The sequence below is a fragment of the Lysinibacillus sp. NPDC056220 genome, assembly GCF_049315265.1.
GTDB lineage: Bacteria > Bacillota > Bacilli > Bacillales_A > Planococcaceae > Lysinibacillus > Lysinibacillus pinottii.
The window spans coordinates 22,357-41,823 of sequence record NZ_JBMOXD010000009.1 but is presented as its reverse complement, the minus strand read 5'-3'; the positions used below and the strand labels follow the sequence as shown (position 1 = coordinate 41,823).

Annotated in this window: 12 protein-coding genes; 5 read left to right on the top strand and 7 right to left on the bottom strand. The window is 36.0% G+C overall.

The window, feature by feature from the left end; genetic code table 11:
• Positions 1-107: 107 nt before the first annotated feature.
• Positions 108-4,361: an S-layer homology domain-containing protein gene (locus ACOZBY_RS19580; RefSeq protein ID WP_012292468.1), complete on the top strand. Its 4,254-nt coding sequence runs from the start codon at positions 108-110 to the stop codon at positions 4,359-4,361.
• 379 nt (positions 4,362-4,740) lie between these two features.
• Here ACOZBY_RS19580 and ACOZBY_RS19575 read toward each other — a convergent pair whose 3' ends face one another.
• From ACOZBY_RS19575 to ACOZBY_RS19555, 5 genes are all read right to left on the bottom strand, one after another.
• The gene (locus tag ACOZBY_RS19575) at positions 4,741-5,532 is read right to left on the bottom strand and encodes an alpha/beta hydrolase (protein WP_099806270.1); all 792 of its coding nucleotides are present in this window, start codon (positions 5,530-5,532) and stop codon (positions 4,741-4,743) included.
• Positions 5,529-6,521 (bottom strand): ABC transporter substrate-binding protein, encoded by a 993-nt coding sequence (locus ACOZBY_RS19570; protein ID WP_422762615.1) that lies wholly within the window; start codon positions 6,519-6,521, stop codon positions 5,529-5,531. The genes ACOZBY_RS19575 and ACOZBY_RS19570 overlap by 4 nt, the downstream gene beginning before the upstream one ends.
• A 45-nt stretch (positions 6,522-6,566) precedes the next feature.
• On the bottom strand, positions 6,567-7,754 hold the full coding sequence (locus ACOZBY_RS19565; RefSeq protein ID WP_422762614.1) for an AraC family transcriptional regulator: 1,188 nt from the start codon (positions 7,752-7,754) through the stop codon (positions 6,567-6,569).
• A 26-nt stretch (positions 7,755-7,780) separates the two neighbouring features.
• Positions 7,781-9,409, bottom strand: coding sequence for an AraC family transcriptional regulator (locus tag ACOZBY_RS19560; RefSeq protein ID WP_422762613.1), 1,629 nt, complete (start codon positions 9,407-9,409; stop codon positions 7,781-7,783).
• Positions 9,410-9,506: 97 nt separating this feature from the next.
• Entirely contained in the window at positions 9,507-10,463 is a 957-nt protein-coding gene (locus ACOZBY_RS19555) for an ABC transporter substrate-binding protein (protein WP_099806266.1), read from the bottom strand.
• Between the two features lie 585 nt (positions 10,464-11,048).
• Here ACOZBY_RS19555 and ACOZBY_RS19550 point away from each other — a divergent pair.
• Positions 11,049-11,636, top strand: coding sequence for a hypothetical protein (locus ACOZBY_RS19550; RefSeq protein WP_012292475.1), 588 nt, complete (start codon positions 11,049-11,051; stop codon positions 11,634-11,636).
• A 698-nt stretch (positions 11,637-12,334) separates the two neighbouring features.
• Here the strand turns inward: ACOZBY_RS19550 and ACOZBY_RS19545 are convergent.
• Positions 12,335-13,291 (bottom strand): ABC transporter substrate-binding protein, encoded by a 957-nt coding sequence (locus ACOZBY_RS19545; RefSeq protein WP_031418119.1) that lies wholly within the window; start codon positions 13,289-13,291, stop codon positions 12,335-12,337.
• 98 nt (positions 13,292-13,389) lie between these two features.
• Here ACOZBY_RS19545 and ACOZBY_RS19540 point away from each other — a divergent pair, with 98 nt between their 5' ends.
• Complete coding sequence (locus tag ACOZBY_RS19540) at positions 13,390-14,955, top strand: ABC transporter substrate-binding protein (RefSeq protein ID WP_012292477.1); 1,566 nt, start codon at positions 13,390-13,392, stop codon at positions 14,953-14,955.
• Between the two features lie 100 nt (positions 14,956-15,055).
• Complete coding sequence (locus ACOZBY_RS19535) at positions 15,056-16,000, top strand: ABC transporter substrate-binding protein (protein WP_099806264.1); 945 nt, start codon at positions 15,056-15,058, stop codon at positions 15,998-16,000.
• 513 nt (positions 16,001-16,513) lie between these two features.
• Here the strand turns inward: ACOZBY_RS19535 and ACOZBY_RS19530 are convergent.
• Positions 16,514-17,812: a hypothetical protein gene (locus ACOZBY_RS19530; RefSeq protein ID WP_036166572.1), complete on the bottom strand. Its 1,299-nt coding sequence runs from the start codon at positions 17,810-17,812 to the stop codon at positions 16,514-16,516.
• Positions 17,813-18,270: 458 nt separating this feature from the next.
• On the opposite strand from ACOZBY_RS19530, the gene ACOZBY_RS19525 reads away from it, so the two are divergent.
• Entirely contained in the window at positions 18,271-19,425 is a 1,155-nt protein-coding gene (locus ACOZBY_RS19525; protein ID WP_031418123.1) for a response regulator, read from the top strand.
• Positions 19,426-19,467 lie beyond the last annotated feature (42 nt).

The window sequence follows — 19,467 nt, the reverse complement described above, 5'->3', positions numbered from 1 at the left end:
TATTTTAGATTTATCTATGAAGATTCAACTGTTCTTGGTCGATATAAAGGGTATGATGAAAATGATATTTGTACGTATCAAAATACATAAGTGAAAGGAAGAGTGGAATGGATAAATCTAAAATCCAAAAAGTAAATAAAGCATTGATTGCAACAGTATTTGCTTCAAGTGGGATTGCGGTTGTAGTGCCTTCACCACAAAAAGCGGCAGCGGCTACTTCTCCCTTTACAGACATCGACCAATACTCGGTTCATTATAACGATATATTAAAGCTCTATTCTCAGGGCGTAATTAATGGGTTTGCCGATAATACCTTCCGACCAGATGTCAATGTAACTCGTGGACAAGCAGCAAAAATGCTGGCTACAGCCTTAAAATTGGATACTAGAAATGTCCAAGATCCTTATTATAAAGACGTGCCGAAAGGGAGCGAATTTTATAAGTCAGTGGCTGCACTACAAAATGCAGGCATTATGTCTGGTTATTCAAACGGCACATTTATGCCTAATGAGGTAATGACTCGCGGCGAATTAGCGAAAATATTAGTGTTAGCATTCCATCTGGAGGTTTCTCCTAGTTACAACAATATTTTTAAAGATGTAGATAGCAAATCAAGCAATGCAATCTATATTCAAACACTAATTGATTTGAATATTACGGAAGGCACAACGCCTGTAACATTTTCACCGTTTGATCCTGTAAATCGCGGACAGTTTGCTTCTTTTGTTGTCCGTTCACAAGAGAAAAAAAATAATGAAACATCTTATAAAATCACAAGTGTTGATGATGATGCCGTTTATATAAATGGGAAAGCTTATACAGTTTCAGAAAATTTGTCACATATTTTTAACGACTATAATGCACCAGTCTTAAAGGGTGCTTATATTGAAGGGAATCTTTCTAGTAAGAAGATTCTATCCATTTCTAAATTAACTATAAATGCTAGTGGTACAAGCAAGGATTTCCTTGATTTTGATGGGGACCATGGCTCATTAGGAGCTACCATTGAGGTGAATGGTAATTATATTGAATTTAATAATCTAAAGATGACTGGGACTATGTTTGTCAATGAAACAGTTCGTCCACCATTACATTTAGGTGCTATAAACAATCAGCCTTTATCAATTGGACGTGTGGCAAGTAACAATATCTCATTTATCAACTGGTCAGATCCTGATAATTCTAAGGGCGACGATTCATCCATTAATAATTCGACAAACGATCTTCAGAATTGGACGAATCAAAATCCTGATAAAGACAAGCCTTTTGTCAACTGGTCTAACGAAAAACAGGAAATGAAAAATGTTGAAAAACATCTTGAGTTTTATAACAGTACCGTTTCAAGACTAGTCGTCTCACAAACAGGTACAAAAATCGAATCCAATATGAAACTACCACGTGTAGATATTATCGGAAGTGTTCGCGAATTTGAAATTCAAGGTTATATTGGCACGTTAAATCTCAATACTGAAACACCGCTAACAATTTACGGTTCAGGAAATATTGATTGGATTAACTACAATAGCCGCACAGACCTAGAATTATATATTTATGGTCGAATTGGCACATTATTTGTTGATAATGTATACGGCAAGATTGATATTGGAGATTATACGTATATCGATAAAGTCATCTTACCTAAGGATGGGTCGCCAAATAATATCTTCGACGATTTCCTTGATGATAAAGATAATATAGGCAATATTACTGATCCAGATGGCAAACCAATCGATAAAGATGAAAACGAGAATCAAAATCCTGATGATAAAACAAAACCTATCGTTAGCATTACAAATGTCAAAGTGCTAAATGGCAGTGAGATTCAAGCAGACTTCACATCAGATGAAGTTGGTACGTACTATTATATTGTCCGTGAAAAAGGAGCAGAAGCTCCAAATAAACGTGAAATGGTCAATCATCTGTCAAATGAGAATATAGCTTACGGAAGTGGTGCCGCAGTAAAAGGCACAAACTCTGTTAAGGTATCTAATCTAGGTGAGAAAAAAGAATATGTCATCTACATCATGGTTGTAGATGGCTCGAAAAATGCATCCGATATCGTGTCACAATCATTCCAAATGAAAGATGCAACACCACCAGTAGTAAAATCTTTACAAGTTACACCATTACACGGAGGCACAAGGGCTGAATTCAAGTTTGCAGCAAGTGAACCTGGAGATTATTACTACTATGTACGTAAGAAAACAACAGCTGCTGATCCGACAACGGCAGACATCGTCGCTAATCCAACAGGTAAAGGAAAGGCAAAAGCTGGTGAGCTAGGTATAACAGAAATCTTAACGGGCTTAGATGCTGAAACAGATTACCAGCTGTATGTCGTAATGAAGGATGATTCAGGAAACTACTCTGTAGATCCTGCTGTTGTAAAGGATTTTAAAACTAGTGAGCTTGATAATGTTCCTCCATATGTTGTTGGTGGCCAACTTGTTTTACTAGATGAGATTAAAAATGAATTTTATATAACTGTGAGTGAGGAATTAGATCCTATTTCTGCTGAAAAAGTAGAGAACTATGACCTTTCTGGTACAGGGATAGTCAATCAGGGTGCTCAGCTACCGATACATCCTACAAAGGTTGTCTATAATAAAGCTCAGAAAAGACTTATTTTCACCATCCCATCGCTAACAGGCTTTGTAAATGGGGATAACCTAGTTGTTACTATTTCACCGAATGTTAAAGATTTAGCTGATATTGAATTTGAAAATATTAATAATATCCCTATAAATACTGTTCCGCGGAACACAGCTGAATATATTCATAATGATATTGAATTACCAGTGCTTACAATTATAGGGGAGCCTGCTATTAATAATGCAAAGGATCAAACACTTTTAGAGTTTAATGCTTCAAAAGCTGGGACATATCATTATTTAATTATGGAGTCAGATTTAACACTTACGCGTGATGATCGCTTACGCTTAATTGAAGCTGTCCAATTAAATGAGACGACATTTAAAGTAGGAACACAGGATGTTGCGATTGTTGGTAGTGGAGGAAATAAACCTGCACAATTAGGAAAGCAGAAGGTTACAATTCCTTTACCAAATACATTCCCACCATTAGATCCATTTAAGAGCTATTCCATTTATATGGTCTTACGTGATCGTTCAGGAAATGTTTCAGATATACAAACTAAACATGTGATTGATGATAGAACTGCACCAAAGATTGAAAATACTTCGATTAAAATAGCTGAAGGTGATAAAAAAGCTACCTTTAAATTTATGTCAGATGAAGCTGGTACGTATTACTATATTCTTCGCAAAGCTGGTGATACCACAGTTCCAGTACCAGCAAGCGCTGAAGAGGTTATCGAAAGAGGAAGAGCAAGTGCTATGCGAAAGGATACAAATGAAATTAACCTTTCCCCTCTTGAACCACATGAGAATTACGAGCTGTATGTTGCTGTTAAAGATAGATATAACAATTCAACAATGGTACAAGTTGGTACAGAGTCAACAATCTATACTCATGATGAAAAGCAAAATAAACCAATTAGTTTGACACCAAGCCTAAATAATACGGGGATTATGGCATATAAATTCTTTTCTGATGGTACACCACCGAAGGTCGAAGATCCAATCGTTAAACAGCTCGATGGAAAAACATTAGAAGTAACTTTTTCTGAGGCTGTTGAATTAAAAGCTTCAGACTTCCAATTAGTGAATCCTGAAACAGGCACTGCAATTACCCCTACTTATGCTTCATGGAAGTGGCAGGACAAGGTAGACGAAATTGATGAATGGAAGCCACGCAAAATGATACTAACATTTGCAAACGAAGTTACACAAAGCTTTGATATGACAATCAATGCCACAGCTAAGGATAAAGGGGAATGGACATTCAGTAAATTAAAAGCAGAATACAAGTATCCTGCAAAAGTGAATACAATTACTTCAGCAACATTAGTACCTGATATACAGTACCCAGGTGACTTAAATATTTCTAAACAGGTTCGAGTGATTGCAAACTTAGATGCAGATATAACATGGAATCAGCATTACTATTATGCAGTTCTTTCTAAGAACCAAGGTGATCTAACAATCGCTAATATTAAAGATATTATAGAAAGAGCTGATAGCAATAATTACACAGACATCCCTGGTGGGGGAATAATATCTTATGGTAAGGGGCAAATAACAAAACCATCAGATGCAAGTTCTGAAAAAACATTTACTGCTATCCAAACAAGCACTGATCCAAATTCTACAAACATATTCCAGAAGGATCAAAAAATATATTTATTTACGAAGGATAAATACGGAAATATAGTTTATGCGAAAGAATCTACATCTCCAACAGCTCCAAACTATGTATTAATTCAACCTAGAACACAGTAGAATATAAGAACACTAGCTATAAATTATAATAGCTAGTGTTTTTTTATTTGCCTAAATACTAAATTCATCGATATTCCGGCCAGCCTTGAGTCAATAGGAAGCACTTGAATACAAAGAATGGAGAATATAAAAGTAGCTTGATGTTGTAGGAAAAGATAGAAAAATAACATAAAATCGAGGAATTAAAAACAAGAGCCATTGTCGAACTCTTTATCTGCTATAAAAAACAATAAAATACACTTCGTTGGGGATAAATGGAATTGTGATAATATGAAAAAGACCATGCTGTTAAAGGGATTTCCAAATATATAGATAAAATAAGAAAGAAGAGGTGTGTTACAAAAAGCCAAAGTGAAATAAATCCACTTTGGCTTTTCAACTAACCATCTAAAAAGCGGGGCAGACGACTAAGCATGCAAGGTAGTACGCTCACATGGTCCTCATCATCGAACTTCACATAATTAGTATAAATATTTTTAACTCTTAATGGTTTCATTCGTTCAGCCGCTAGGTCAGCACCTTCGAGCATATCGGGCAGCTCATTAGCACCGATTGTGAGTAAAAGATTTATAGCATGCTGACCGTTCCAATCTCCAAAAAATCTGTCCATTTCTTTTAATATCGCATTGTCTGCCCACCAAATAGAGGGACTGCTAGCTACAATATGACTAAATAAATGGGGTCTCTCACATAAAGCATATAGAGTGAAAAGACCGCCTAAGGAATGTCCAACAACGGCTTGTTTCTTTTTGTTAATGGACCATTCCTTTTCGACAGCAGGCATTAGTTCATATTCAATAAAGTCTAGAAAATCATTGGCTTTGCCGTTTGGAGGCCAAGGTGTACCATCTGGACGTGGTGGCAGCTTTGCTTCACTAACAGGGAGAGTAAAATCGTTACAGCGTCGTTCCATATCAAAAGGCTCCTTTGAGGGATAGCCAATCCCAATAACAAGAATGGGCTCATAGCCTTTTGGCTTGCGCGTTTGTAATTTTACTGCTTCTGCAAGTGTTGGGAAAAGGGCATCTCCATCTAATGCATAAATAACGGCATAGCCATCTACCGGTGGTGCGTCTGTTGGGTTAGCAATTAATATTCGATAGTCTTGCTTGTAGGACGTCATGGCATACTCAAAATTGGTTTCTGTTATATAGGGTTTCTTTGCTGTCATGGCGCTAAAAACTCCAATACATCATCTATCACTTTTTCTTGTGCATGAATACCACCATTTAGCCAATAATCCTCAGATGTTTCAAATACCTGATTGTTTTTAAAGGCATTTGTACTTTGCCAGATAGGACTGTTCTTCAGTTCATTTATAAATGAATCTCCAAGATTACCATCATTGATCAGGAAAATATAATCAGCATCTAATTCGGGTAGAATTTCCAAAGATACTTCGAACGCACCATTCTTCACGTAGCTGCTTTGCTCAAACCCTAATTCATGTGTTAATACATACCCACTGAAATATTCATCCGTCATGAAAAACATCCCTTTTGCGTTAAAGCGAATTAACGCTACTTTTTTCCCTTTCGTTGTGGAAGCCAGCTTTGATTTTGCTGCATCCACCTTTTCCTGATAATTCTGTATGGCGTGTTGTGCTTTATGGGGCTCGTCTAGTAATTGCCCTAACATTTTAATAGAACCTTCTATATCAGTTGCTGCATTTTTAAACACATAGGTTGGTGCAACTTTTGCGTATTTTTCATAGGTGCCATTTTCAACATAAAAGGAATTATGTAAAACAATTAAGTCTGGTTTGTCTGCCATAATTGCTTCAGGAGATGGGGGACCACTGGCAAAGCTAATTTCCGGTACGCCTTGTAGCTGTTTCTGTAAATAGAGCTGTGGTTTAACTCCATTCGACCATTGCATAGTAGGCTTAATACCAAGAGCTAGTAAGGAATCCTCCAAAACAGGTGCGAATATTTTAGTGGGCTTAGCTGGTAAAGTCACAACATTGCCAACCTCATCTTTTATGGTTAATGGATAAGCACTTTGCTCTTTAATATTGTCTGAGTTTGCCTGTGTTTCTATCTTTTTTTCTTTACTGCTTGATTGGGCATTGCAGGCAGAAAGTAATCCAATAGCTAGCATGAAAGTGGCCAGAATATAGACAGATTTTATAATCGTTTGATTACGACCATTGTGTGTCATTGTAGTTCAATGTCTCCTTTCGTTGATAATCATTCTCAAATGGAATTATAATTCACTATCGGATACGATACCATGGACGGGAACAGGAAAAGAGTTTGGATTTTTTCCGGTTAACATAAGCAACATTTCATCCAGCATCCGGTTTACCGCAATAGCAGAGTATTCAAACCAAGGATTTGATGGCAAAACATAGACATATCCATTTTTTATAGCTTGGAGCTCTTTCCAACGATCAAGGTATTGTAAAGTGAGCCAATAATTTCGAGTCTGAGAATCTGGACAAACGATAAATAGTAAACGATCTGGGTTTATGTCTCCTAGCTGATCAAGCGTAATTGGCTCGTTACATGTTTGCTGTTGTGCATCAATAGGGAAGAGCTGCAAATCGGTAAATAGGACATCCTGAATTCCTTTATTGCAATATAAAAATAATTGGTCGCCACATAAACGTAGAACGGCAAAGCTATCTTCCTTGGTTACTCGTTTAATTTCTTGCTTTGCTTCTAATGCCTTTTGTTCGTACGATTGAATGAAATGCTCGCACACGCTTTGCCTTTTGACAGCAACAGCTATTTCTCTTAGTTGTGTTCGCCAATCCTTTGCCTCAATATATACACTTTTAATACCAACTGTTTGAAGCCAATCAAGCATGGAAAGAGAGGGCTCCTCTTGAAAAATATGAATATCAGGCTTTGCTGAGGCTAATTTTCTAAAGTTATCCTCTGATTCTGAATCAAATATATTCACATGCACTTGGATTTGGTCTTGATAATGATTGTAATAATAAGGACTCCATTTAGCATTTAATGGGGCCGCAACGGGAATAATGTCAAGAGCTAATAAGTTTCCAATAGTGGACACAGAAAAGGTAGAAATACGCTGGCGGGCTATTTTACTAAAAGCAGAAGGCGAAACCCCAACCTCCTTTTTAAATTTACGACTAAAATAAAATTCGTCATTGTAGCCAACTTCTCTAGCAATCTCACGTAGTAATAGGTCGGTATCACGTAATAATTGTTTGGCATGTCCAATACGTAGCTCTGTTAAATAATCTGTGGCACTTTGTCCAAATGCCTTTTTAAAGGCCTCTCCAAAGTAGCTAGAGCTTAGACCAGAAATAATTGCGAGATGCTCAATTGTGAGAGGTTGATGATGATTTTTAGCAATATAATCTCGTATATCCTTTAATGATATTTGAGTGGTCTTTTTATCTGTCATATTTTCTGTCTTCATATAAAGTGTCACCCCTTGAATTTATGTTACTTTGCAGTAATTAATAATCTAGGTAAAGCGCCAAGTAACTTTTCTCTCGTAAAGGCATCGTTATAATTCCATTTTGTTGCGTCCACTAAATAAAAGTGGTTGTGCTGTACAGCCTTGAGATTCTTCCAAATATCACTATTCATCAATTCCATCGTGGCCATTTGCGATTCGGGCTTATCAGATAAGAGCAGGAAGATTCGATCACCAACATACTTTGGTAAGTGATCTATTAGTATTTCTTTATAGCCCTTGCCTGCTTGAAGCAATTTTTTAACTTGCTGGTGTGGCGTAAATCCATCGGGATGAAAAAGAGCAGGGGATAGACCTGTACAGCCCATGACATAAAGGCGTTGTCCATGATCAAAGGTCAAAACAGTTGCAGTTTCACCCGGGGCTACAACTGTTTGTAGCTGTTGCCACATTGTTTTTTCTTGGACTTTATAGCGCGCTAGCCAATCTTCTGCACGTTGTTGCTGGCTAAGCCATTGTCCTAATAAAAGGATGCGTTCCTCTAAAGAATCCCAAGAATTTAAGGTAATAGTGGGAGCAATTGATGATAGTGCTTGATATTGCTGCTCATCATTATTTGTAAAGATAATTAAATCTGGGTTTAGCTTCGAAGATTTTTCAAGATTGATGGGAAAGGCCACATCTTGAATGTAAGGAACATGGTTTTTATAAAAGGATTTACTAATAGACCTCTTGTCACCGCCTATTGGTTGAACATCAAAGATCAGCATATCCCCAAAGGTTTCTCCGTGATAAATGATCCGGTGGGGGGCGGATGGGATGGTGACTTCATGTCCAGTCCAATCTTTTACCACTGTTCGTTGCCTATATTGTCGTGCAAACTGTTTTGGCGGAATACCGATCACCTGTCGGAAGCGGCGATTAAAATAATACTCATCATCAAATCCGACTCGTTGAGCAATTTCCTTTAATGGCACATTAGTTTGTAGTAATAATTCTTTTGCGTTTGTAAGACGTAAGTCTGTAATATAATCTAATGGCTTCTTCCCTGTTAAAGTTTGAAAGATTGAACTATATTGCCATTGGGCGATATGAGCAAGTTCAGCTAACATTTTAACTGTTAAAGGCCGTTGAAAATATTTATGTATATAGTTGATTGTTTCTTCGACTGCCTTCGTCATAGTTAATGGGGCGTTGTTATGAAGCTGATGTTCAAATAATAAATTTAATAGTTCATATAAAGCTCCTTGCTGTTTAAAATAATTTGATTTGGTCTTTAATTGATACATGTCTTCTGTAAGACGGATAAATCGTGTATTCGGATAAACGGTATGCTCCACTTCATCAGAAAAAATTGGTCCTAGATAAGGAGAAGGGAGCTCCTGCTGTAGCTGGAAAGCTGAAAAGGTTATTTTATAGAAACAGAATTCATTAGTTAGATTCGATAAATCGATCATAGAATGAGGTTGTATAAGAAAAATCTTTCCTTTGGTCACCAAATAGGGAATGTCATCTATCGTTAATGTCCCACAGCCATCCGTAAAAAGTATCATTGTATGGTGTGATGGGCAAATAAAAGGATAGCTCTGTGAAATACAGTCAATATCTTCTAAATGAAATAATAAATTATGTCTAAAAGAATGATTGTCTTCCATTTATTCACACCCTTTCTAAATGAAAATGATTATCAATTAACTTTATTGTATAAAAAGTAAAGAGACATTTCAACAAAGATGAAATGTCTCTTTAAATCTATTTTTTTAACATAGTAGGTAATTCTGTTAATAGCCATTCTCTAGTTGAGGCATCGCTATCACTTTTCTGAATATCAATCATATATACATGCCCATTTTTAACAGCAGGTAGGTTCTTCCAAATTGGGCTATCCATCATCTCTTTTGTCGACTGTTTCGCTTCATCATCTACTGGCGTTAGGATGAAAATACGATCGCCAGCATATTCAGGAAGAAGCTCTGTGGAAATTTCAGCAAAGCCTGTGCCATCATCAAGGATTTTTTGAATTTTATTACCAGGCTTAAGTACATTTGAATCGTATAAAACTTGAGAAAGCCCAGCGCGTGCCATTACAAATAATCGATCCCCTGGATAGTATGTTAGTACAGATGCAGTTTCATCGGCTTTAACAGTCCCATCAGCCACAAGTGACTCCCACATGTTATCAGCTTTTTCTGTATAATCAGCTATCCATTGAGTTGCTTCTTCTTTTTTATTAAGTATATCGCCCAGTTCCGCTAAACGTTCATTCAACGGTGCAAACGTATCAAACACTATAGTTGGAGCGATTTTAGATAGCTGTGAATATGTTTTATCATCAGAAGTACCAATAATAATAAGGTCTGGCTTTAATGACAATGTTTGCTCTACATTAATCGGAAAACCAACGTCCTCCACATCTTTTACACGATCTTCCCAAGCATAATCAGTAATCCAGGAGAAACCCGCACCAACTGTTTTGATATTTAATGCGAGCACATCCCCATATCCTTCGCCATGATAAACCACTCTCTCAGGATTTACAGGGATTTCTACCTCATGACCTAAATAATCCTTATAAATACGTGTTGTTGGTTCTGCTGTTGCTGTCTCTTTTTGACTAGTCTCTTGAATGTTAGAACCACAAGCAGTTAATAGGATTCCAACCAGTAGTAAAAGGCTACAAATGAGCATATGCCGATTTAATTTTCTCATATCTTTTCCTCCGTAATTGATAATCATTATCATACGTTAGCATAAATTAAACCTTATCTTAGAACAATGGACAAACTAAAAATAGTACATTGAGGTTTATCCAAAAATTGCATTGACGTAGGCTGATGCATCGAGACATTTTACAATATTGGACCATTGTCTGGAAGGAAGTTTTACACTTCGTAGACCAAAATTTTAATGGGGGCAAAATAGTAACATGATGAATATTTCTTCAAAAATCTATGCGCATAGTTACATAGACAATTTGTTTGAAGTACTGATGTAGATATTGAAAAGATTTATAAAAAACGCATAGAACATGGAACACTTCATTTAAACATAATTTTTCAAAGTTCAATAGCTAACCGACAATGTAAAAAAATTTGTAAATACAATAACTTGCTTTAGTGAAAAGGCAGTCATGACAAGAGGTGAACCTTAATCGTTACTGCTTTTTTCATGTGTTATAACGTAAATTTGTATACGGCATAGGCTTCTTGGATAAGAAACAAAAGTGCACTTCTTTATTTGGGAAAAATATGGTAATATAAAAATGTACCAATAATTTACAAAGGGGATGATTTTATGTTTAAAAGGATAATATTACCATTTTTAATTTTATTATCTGTAGTTACTGCTGTTTTTACAATGGATTCGAAAACAGCAACAGCAGAAGAAGTAGTTGATTTAGAAGAGGTAGTTAACTCAGAAGAAGTAGTAGTTGATTCAGAAGAGGTAATTAATTCAGAAGAGAATGTAGAAGTTGATTCAGAAGAGGTTACACCTTATTTTGTTAATGATTTTCGATATCGAAAGGTAAATGTTAAAACATACAATGAATGGTCGGACTACAAAAGAGCTTCTGATAATATAACGACAGGCAAAGGAGGCGGTTCTATTACAGCAACCAAAAGTGTCACTTTCGGAACAGATGTATCTGGAGCAATAGATGGACTAGGGATATCAACATCAAAATCTATTACTAGCTCAATAGGGTATACATTGAATGCTGACCCTAATAAAACCGTTTATATGGGATATAGAGTATATTATAAAGTGGAAACGGGTACTAGAGAGTATTATGATTTAGTAACTGGTAAAGTGCTAAAAAGTAATAGCTATACTGTTAAGGTTCCACAACATGGAGAGTTTAAATTAATAACTGCTAAGTAAAAATTAATTAAAAAACAAGACTAGCTAATATAGTTAGTCTTGTTTTAATTTTGTGGAGAGAAAGTACCCTAATTTTGAAAGTAAATATAGTAAAAAAATAACCATTAAATTTCTGGATATTACATATCCATCAATTGCAAGATTATAACCTTTTGGTATTAAAATATTGCTATTTAACAGAATGTATATGGCAGATAATATAGGAATTATAATACATAAAAGTCCTAATAATTTATATTTATTGTCCATCATTTTACTCATCCCCTAACTGTTATTCATATTATTTTAACATTTTTCTTTGTTAATTAAAATTGTAATTTTAGTTATTATTTAACATTTTTTATTAGCGTTCCGCTTCACCTACCACGACGAAATATTAGTGTGACTTAAAATTTTACGGGATTTTTAAATGCATAAAAGTCAATGGTCTTCAGAAGGCGAGTGTTTAAAGCTATCTCCAACATTTCTAATACAAGAGAATAGGTTGGAGGAGAAGCATATTGAATATGTAATTTCTATTAAATAAACTGGTGATAAACAAAATTTCTCACCAAATAATTAAACTCTTTAATATCTGTCACCCATTTTTGATTGGCGTATCTGCTCTTAAAAAACATTTTTCCCTATAGAAATACTACACCCTCAATTGTTAAAGTGTGCCTAACGATTGAAGTGCAGTTCAATGCCACTGAAGGTTTTTACTTAGCGATACTATCTAAGACATTTTCAATGATTTGGCGATTGGCAATGGCCCCGGAATATAACCAGCTTGAGCTTTGGTCAAATTCATAAACGTGGCCATTTTTTATGGCAGGTATATTTGCTAGGAGAGGATCGTTTAGTAATGTAGAACTGCCTGCACGATTATTGTTAATAACAAAGAGATAGTCTGCATCTATTTGTACGAATTTTTCTAAAGATACTTGTGACCAATCACCAGCAGCAGAGGCGGATATTTCTTTCACTAGGCTAGGAGTTTTTAGCCCAAGATCCTCATATAGAACAATACCACTCGAGGCTGTATCGCTTACCATATAAATTGTATTGTTAATATTCCAGATGACAGTGGCGGAAGGGTTCCCCACTTTATTGTGAATATCCTCCTTTGCCTCTTTAGCAAATTGATCATAATCTGTAAGGACTTCCTTTGCTTTATCTACTTGATTAAAAATTTCTCCCACTTTCAGAAGCTTGTTACGCCAATTATTATCTTCTGCTCCCATTACATATGTAGGCGCAATTTTTCTATATTGCTCGTATTTTCTCCCTTCTGCGATTTTTGATGAACCGATGACAATTAAATCTGGATTAAAGCTTGTAACTGCTTCGAAGGGAAGGTCAAACCCAATTGTTGGAACGTCCTTTAATGATTCCTGAAGGTAGTCTTGAATAGAAGCCCCACCTTTTACTGACCATTGTGCTACTGGCTTAATGCCTAAAGCAACGAGGTGATCTTCTAGGTAGGGTGCAATGATACGCTGGGGACTTTCGGAGACTGTTACTTCATTACCTAATGAATCTGTTAATACACGATTTGAGTGATCAACGTTAGCCTTATCTGCTGATGGAACTGATTGATTTCCACATGCAGTTAAGAGAATCGAAAAAATGAGAATACCTGTAAATAAGGAATTCTTTTTTGAAAAATCTATCAAAGCTATAATCCTCCAATATAATTGATTTCTAATATTCTATTCCATTATAATGAAAATGATAATCAATATCAATTTGGAGTTTAGGAGATAGAACTAGAATGTACAAAGATAATGAGGTACTGTGCCAATTTTTTTATCAACCTATTCAAATTGTGAAATTAGAAGAACTATTATGCGATAAAAGAGGGCGTTTGGCATACCCATTAATCATCGTAGTTTACGAGGGTCATGCCATCTATACGCTACAAGGTCGACAGCTTCAGCTTAGCTCAAATTCTATTATGTTTGTGGATGATGTAGACGATTTTCAACTACTTAAAGCAAATGAATGTACAGGGGTTGTCATTATATACCGTGCATATGGCCCGAATATAATTAATTTATTACAAGACACCACTTTAATGGAACATTGCTCATATCGTCTCATGAATTTAGTCAAAGAGATAGAAAGAGAAGCGAAGATTACAGTCGAAAGTAATCCGTTTCGTTTACAAAAACTATTTAGTGAAATGTTAGAAGAACTATACAACCATTTATGTATTCACAAACAACAAGAAGGTTTGTGGATTGATAGGGTACTTGATTATATGAATTTAAATTTCAATGAAGACTTAACAAGAGAGCAAATGGCTGAAAAAGCGCAGGTAAGTCCCGAACATTTTTCTCGTACGTTTCATAGGTACACTGGATATACGTATAGCGAATATTTAACATTATTAAGAATAAGGGAATCTCAGAAAAAACTATTACTAGGGATGCCAAAATTAGATGATCTAGCCCAAGTAGTAGGCTACAGAGAGGGGACCTATTTAAGCCGGAAATTTAAAGAAATTGTCGGTGTATCGCCTACAGTTTATTATCAAAAATCAAAACGTCTTATTGTACTGAATGCCAATCATACTGCCTGCTTACTGGCCTTAGGTATTACGCCAGTGTTGGGAGTGTATTCCCCATTTTTAGAGGATATCAAGTCTGTTCCTTCCTCACAGAAATTGAAGGGCTATGAGTATGATATTACTTCAAATTATCAAGAGATAGCAGTAGCACGTCCAGATGTCATTATTAACTACAGCAGCGGCAAAGAAAAACAAACTTTACTGTCTTTAGCCCCCGTATTCGAGCTGCCATGTAGACAGTTAAGTTGGCGAGAGCAATTTGAGCTTATTGCCAATTTAGTAGATAGACGAGAGGTGTATAATAATTGGCTTCAGCAGTATGATGCCCAGGTAGCTCAGTGCAATCAACTTCTTGATCAACAGCTTGGGGCAAGGGGGACTGCTATTGTTTGGGAAATAGGTAGTCAAGCAGCTTATTGTATAAATAGTAGTCATGGAAGGGGGAGTCATATCTTATACGAAGATTTAGGGTTTAGTCGACCAGATGAGATTGTCACACACAATATAGAAAAAACAGGATATTTAACAGTTAATATTGAAGAAATCGTTCATTTTCCAGCTGATTATATATTTGTAACGGCTCTTCCTACAAAAGATTTCGGAAAAGAGTGGCTTTTAACAGCATTACACTCAGAAAAATGGCAGTCACTTGTGGCTGTGCAAAAGAAGCAGGTCTATTTTATTAATCAGTATGAATTATTTTATGGATATGATCCTTTATCTACCACAGCTCAATTGCAAAAACTTATGGAAGTACTGACATCATAAAATTACAAGGCAATACATCACTTTCATGCATAGACAGATAATTTGCATTCTTCTACAATTATTGAGAATGATTATCAATTGATGTATATGGAGGGAAAAAATGCTTAAACAAAATAGAAAATTCATAACGCCACTGTTTCTTCTATTACTTCTTCTGTTAACGGCTTGTGGAGAAAAGGAAAAGACCGATAGTCCAGCTACGGAGCAAGATACTAAAGAAGCGGAGACAAAAACGGTTCAGACGACAAATGGTGAGATTGTTATTCCGACTAATCCTCAGCGTATTGTAGCAGAAGAATATATTGCAAGTTTACTTGTATTGGACGTCAAACCAGTGGGAGCTCCTGGCCTAGCTCTTGAAAACTATTATTTAAAGGAAGCATTGAAAAGTGTAGAGGATATCGGTGTATATGGGAAACCATCGAGTGAGAGGATTTTAGGACTTAAGCCTGATTTGATTATAACTGGTAATGGAGAAAATTATGATGCTTTAAGTAAAATTGCTCCAACTGTAGTTATCCCATACGGGGAATTAAAAAATGCACATGAGGAGCTTACATTTTTCGGTGAGTTACTTGGAAAAGAGCGAGAAGCAAAGGATTGGCTCTCCCAATATGATCAGAAGATTGCTGATGCTAAATCACAGGTAGATGCTATTATCCCAGAAGATGCAAGCTTTTCTATTATGGAAGATGCAGGTAAATCTATTTATGTTTATGGTGATAACTTTGGTCGTGGAGGACAACCAGTTTATCAGTCATTTGGTCGAAAGCCACCTGCCAATGTAGCTGAAGAAATTATTCAAAAGCAGTGGGCTGAGATTTCCGAAGAGGTACTGGCAGATTATGCAGGAGACTACATTATTTTGACTTCAAATGATAGAACTGTTGAAGATTTTAAGAAAGATCCAATATGGGGCAGCCTGCCAGCTGTAAAAAATAATCATCTTTATGTTTGGCCTGAGGAACGTTCATGGTACTATGACCCAACAGCAGTCTTGGCTCAGGTTGAGGAATTGACAAACTGGCTAACGAATAAAAGATAGTAGAAAAAGGTGAGCGATAATTTAATTTAATAGTCTCAATAACGTACTATAGAAGCATCTTTCCTAGTGAAGGTGCTTCTTTATGTTACATTTTAAGATTTTATTGAGAATATATTATTTATAGTATTTACAAGGGGACCATTCTACAGCATCTAAATCACAAACAAAGGTTGTATCCACTATTAAAGGGGACGTTGAAATACCCATTAATCCTAAGTGAGTAGTTGTGATGTATTATACTGGCGACGTCCTAGCATTTGGTGTAACACCTGTGGGTCGCTTCTAAGAAGCAATGTATGAATATTTAGGAATGCGTGCGCCAGAAATTATTCAACAGAAAATAGATGATAAGAATAATACTTAGGAGGCGATAGATGTATCCTTAGAAGTATTAACGGAGTATACAGCAAATTAAATAAATGGTGCCTCGTAAATGGACAACAGGTTAATGGGTTGCTTTAAGAAAGCACTAAAGAAACCTTTGGAATGGGTATCTTTAGTGCTTTTAAATGTTTAATTTCTAATAATTTGGAATGTCCCAGGTGTCATTGTTTGGATAATATGACGGTTTCCACTAACGATATAGTTAGCTGGTACTTGCTTGCCAAAGTCATTTAAGTGGTTGATTGACGAGTTTGCTGATAAACCTTCAATAATAATCTCCATGTTCGCATCGAATGTAACTTGCTTTTTATTTAGTGTAGCCTGAAGCGTAATGCGATCTCCCCTTTTTGTTACTTGAATGTCGATGACACCTTCATCTTCATTAACTAATGTATAAAGTGGAGGAATGATAATTGTTATTTTATCCTTTGTTGTTAAAATAAAGCGCTCCGTATCAATCTCTGAGTCAGAAACATTTATTTTGGTTTTATAAATATTCTTGCTTTTCGTCATAGCCGTTGTCTTACCTGGTATAGCTACCGTATCGGATAGTACAGGTATTTTAGGGACGTTACCTTTTGAAGGGAGTGTATATTTCCCTTGGACAAAATCAACTAAGGTCCAAACATTTGGCACGAGTTGCTGCTGTACAGGTGTTAGAGCTTCAAAAGCTGTTTTTACTTCTTGTACATCTTGAGGAGTAGATGTTTTTGGTGATAGAGCTGTAATTGCACTTTCTACTGCCTTAGCAGCAGCCTTATCCTTCAATACAAGCTGTTCAGCGTCAAGCAGAAGCTGCTCAACGCCAGTAGGTAAAGAAACATATGAAAACCTACGTAAGGCATATAGCTCTGCTCGAGCATCGGCTACATCTTTATGGAAAGTTGGACGAGATGAATTAATTAGTTGAATTTTATTTACTACTTTATCAACGGATGTATTAGGCGCAATATACGATGTTAATATCTTTTGCGCGGCTGCACTTACAAAAGTTTTTTGGGCTGCATTTAAGGTATTATACCAATCTCTTGTTTCCATGACATTTTGATAGTAATTAACAGCTGTAGATTCTACTGAATATAACTTTTCCTCAATTTGTGCCGCCAGCTTACGGTAAGAAATTCTTGTCTGTTGATGTGCTGATAATGTTGAGTAGTTTGTTACATACTGTTTTTCCAGTTCTGTTAGAGCATTGTAGGCTTTAAGTGCTGCCTCCAAATTTGCTTGGAAGGTAGAGGTTGTGTAGTTAATATTGTTAATCAATTGCACAACATTTGACACGTTAGAATTATAGTAAGAAGTACTGTATATGTATGCCATGCTCGGTTGTCCGCTCACATTAGCAGCAGATGCTGGTGCTGGTGAACTATAAAGGAGCGAAGGGACCGCCACTAACGATAGCAGGGCTAACTTTTTTTTATTTTTCATACATGAGATGCCTCCTAATTATATTTTTGTAAACGGAAATCTATCCAATAAATGGTGTTATATCAATTTTATCATAGCCTAGGATCTTTTTATGCATTTTTTGGTCGAATAGGTAGATTGGTTATGTTTTTTTAGTGAGGGTTTAGAACTTCAGTACCTATTTAAAGCGGTATTAACAAAGAATTGACTTTTTGGTGAGCAAATTCCTGCTGGATAATCTGATGGAGATAGTTCCAAAATGAACGATTAGAGCAGTCTGTTTCAATTTTTTGGAACAAAAAAATAGAAGCACTATAGTTAAAGTACAGTAATTTTTTAGGAGATACGTTCTTTTTCATTCTATAACAGTAGATGTCTATAAATTGGTTTATTTATCCTTCAAAAGTAATGCAATCTCTCAATTTTTTAAAAAAATAAACGATAATAAGTAAAGGGGTAGTTTTTAAGGAGGAGTAATAATGAGAATTGTGCTAGTAGATGATGAATATTTATCATTAAAAAGATTGAAAACCTTGCTTGAAGAAAGTCATGTTCCTGGAATAGAGATAGTTGGAGAATACACCGATTCTCTAAAAGTGATTGAAGAGATACAGAACCTACAACCAAGTGTTGTATTTTTAGATATAGTCATGCCGGATATGGACGGCTTAGCATTGGGAGAAAAAATTCAGGAATTATTGCCAGATGTAGAAATTGTTTTTACAACTGGGTTCGATCAATATGCGCTAGATGCCTTTAATTTACATGCTGTCGATTATTTATTAAAGCCCATACAAATTACACGTTTAGAAAAGACATTAGACCGTCTTGAACAGATCAATAATAAACATAAAAAAAGGGTGGTGAACTCTACAATTATAAGTCTATTTGGTGGTCTCCAGGTTATTTCACCAGACGGCCATACACAAATTCTAAAATGGCGAACATCTAAAGCGAAAGAGTTATTTGCCTACTTACTCAATCACCGTGATGAAATCATTTATCGTGATACTATTTTAGAGTTATTTTGGCCAGAGTCTGATAGAGATAAAGCATCGAAACAACTTTATACTGCCGTTTATACAATACGCCAAACATTAAAAAACTACGGGCTGGATGGGGTGCAGATTTCAAGTCCATTGCTCAATTCAGGTTATAAACTCCTGTTGGAGCAAACCATTGTTGATGTAGAACAATGGTTGGCTAGCTTGAAGTCTTTACCTACACTAGAACAGGCAAACGTAGAAGAGCATGAACAAGTATTCCAAATGTATACAGGCGACTACTTAGAAGATTGTGATTATCTATGGGCAGAAAGCGAAAGAGAGCGTTTAAGGCGACTATGGTTACACCATGCCCATCAGCTAAGTGAATTTTATATAAAAATTGAAAACTACTCGGCTGCTATTAAGGTACAGGAAACAGTTCAAGCTCTGTTTGCGGGTGAAGAGGAAAACTATTTCACCTTGATGAAGCTTTACGATTTACTGAATAATGTAGCGGCTGTCGAGGAACAATACTTGCTGTTAAAAAAAGCACTTCAGGAGCATTTTGCTGTGGAACCAAGTGAGGAAATTGAGAATTGGTATAAAAGATGGAAGAAGACCAAAACACTAACACACATGAATGTTTAAAGATATAGCATTAGCATTATGAAAAAGGACTCTTGCAGTTTG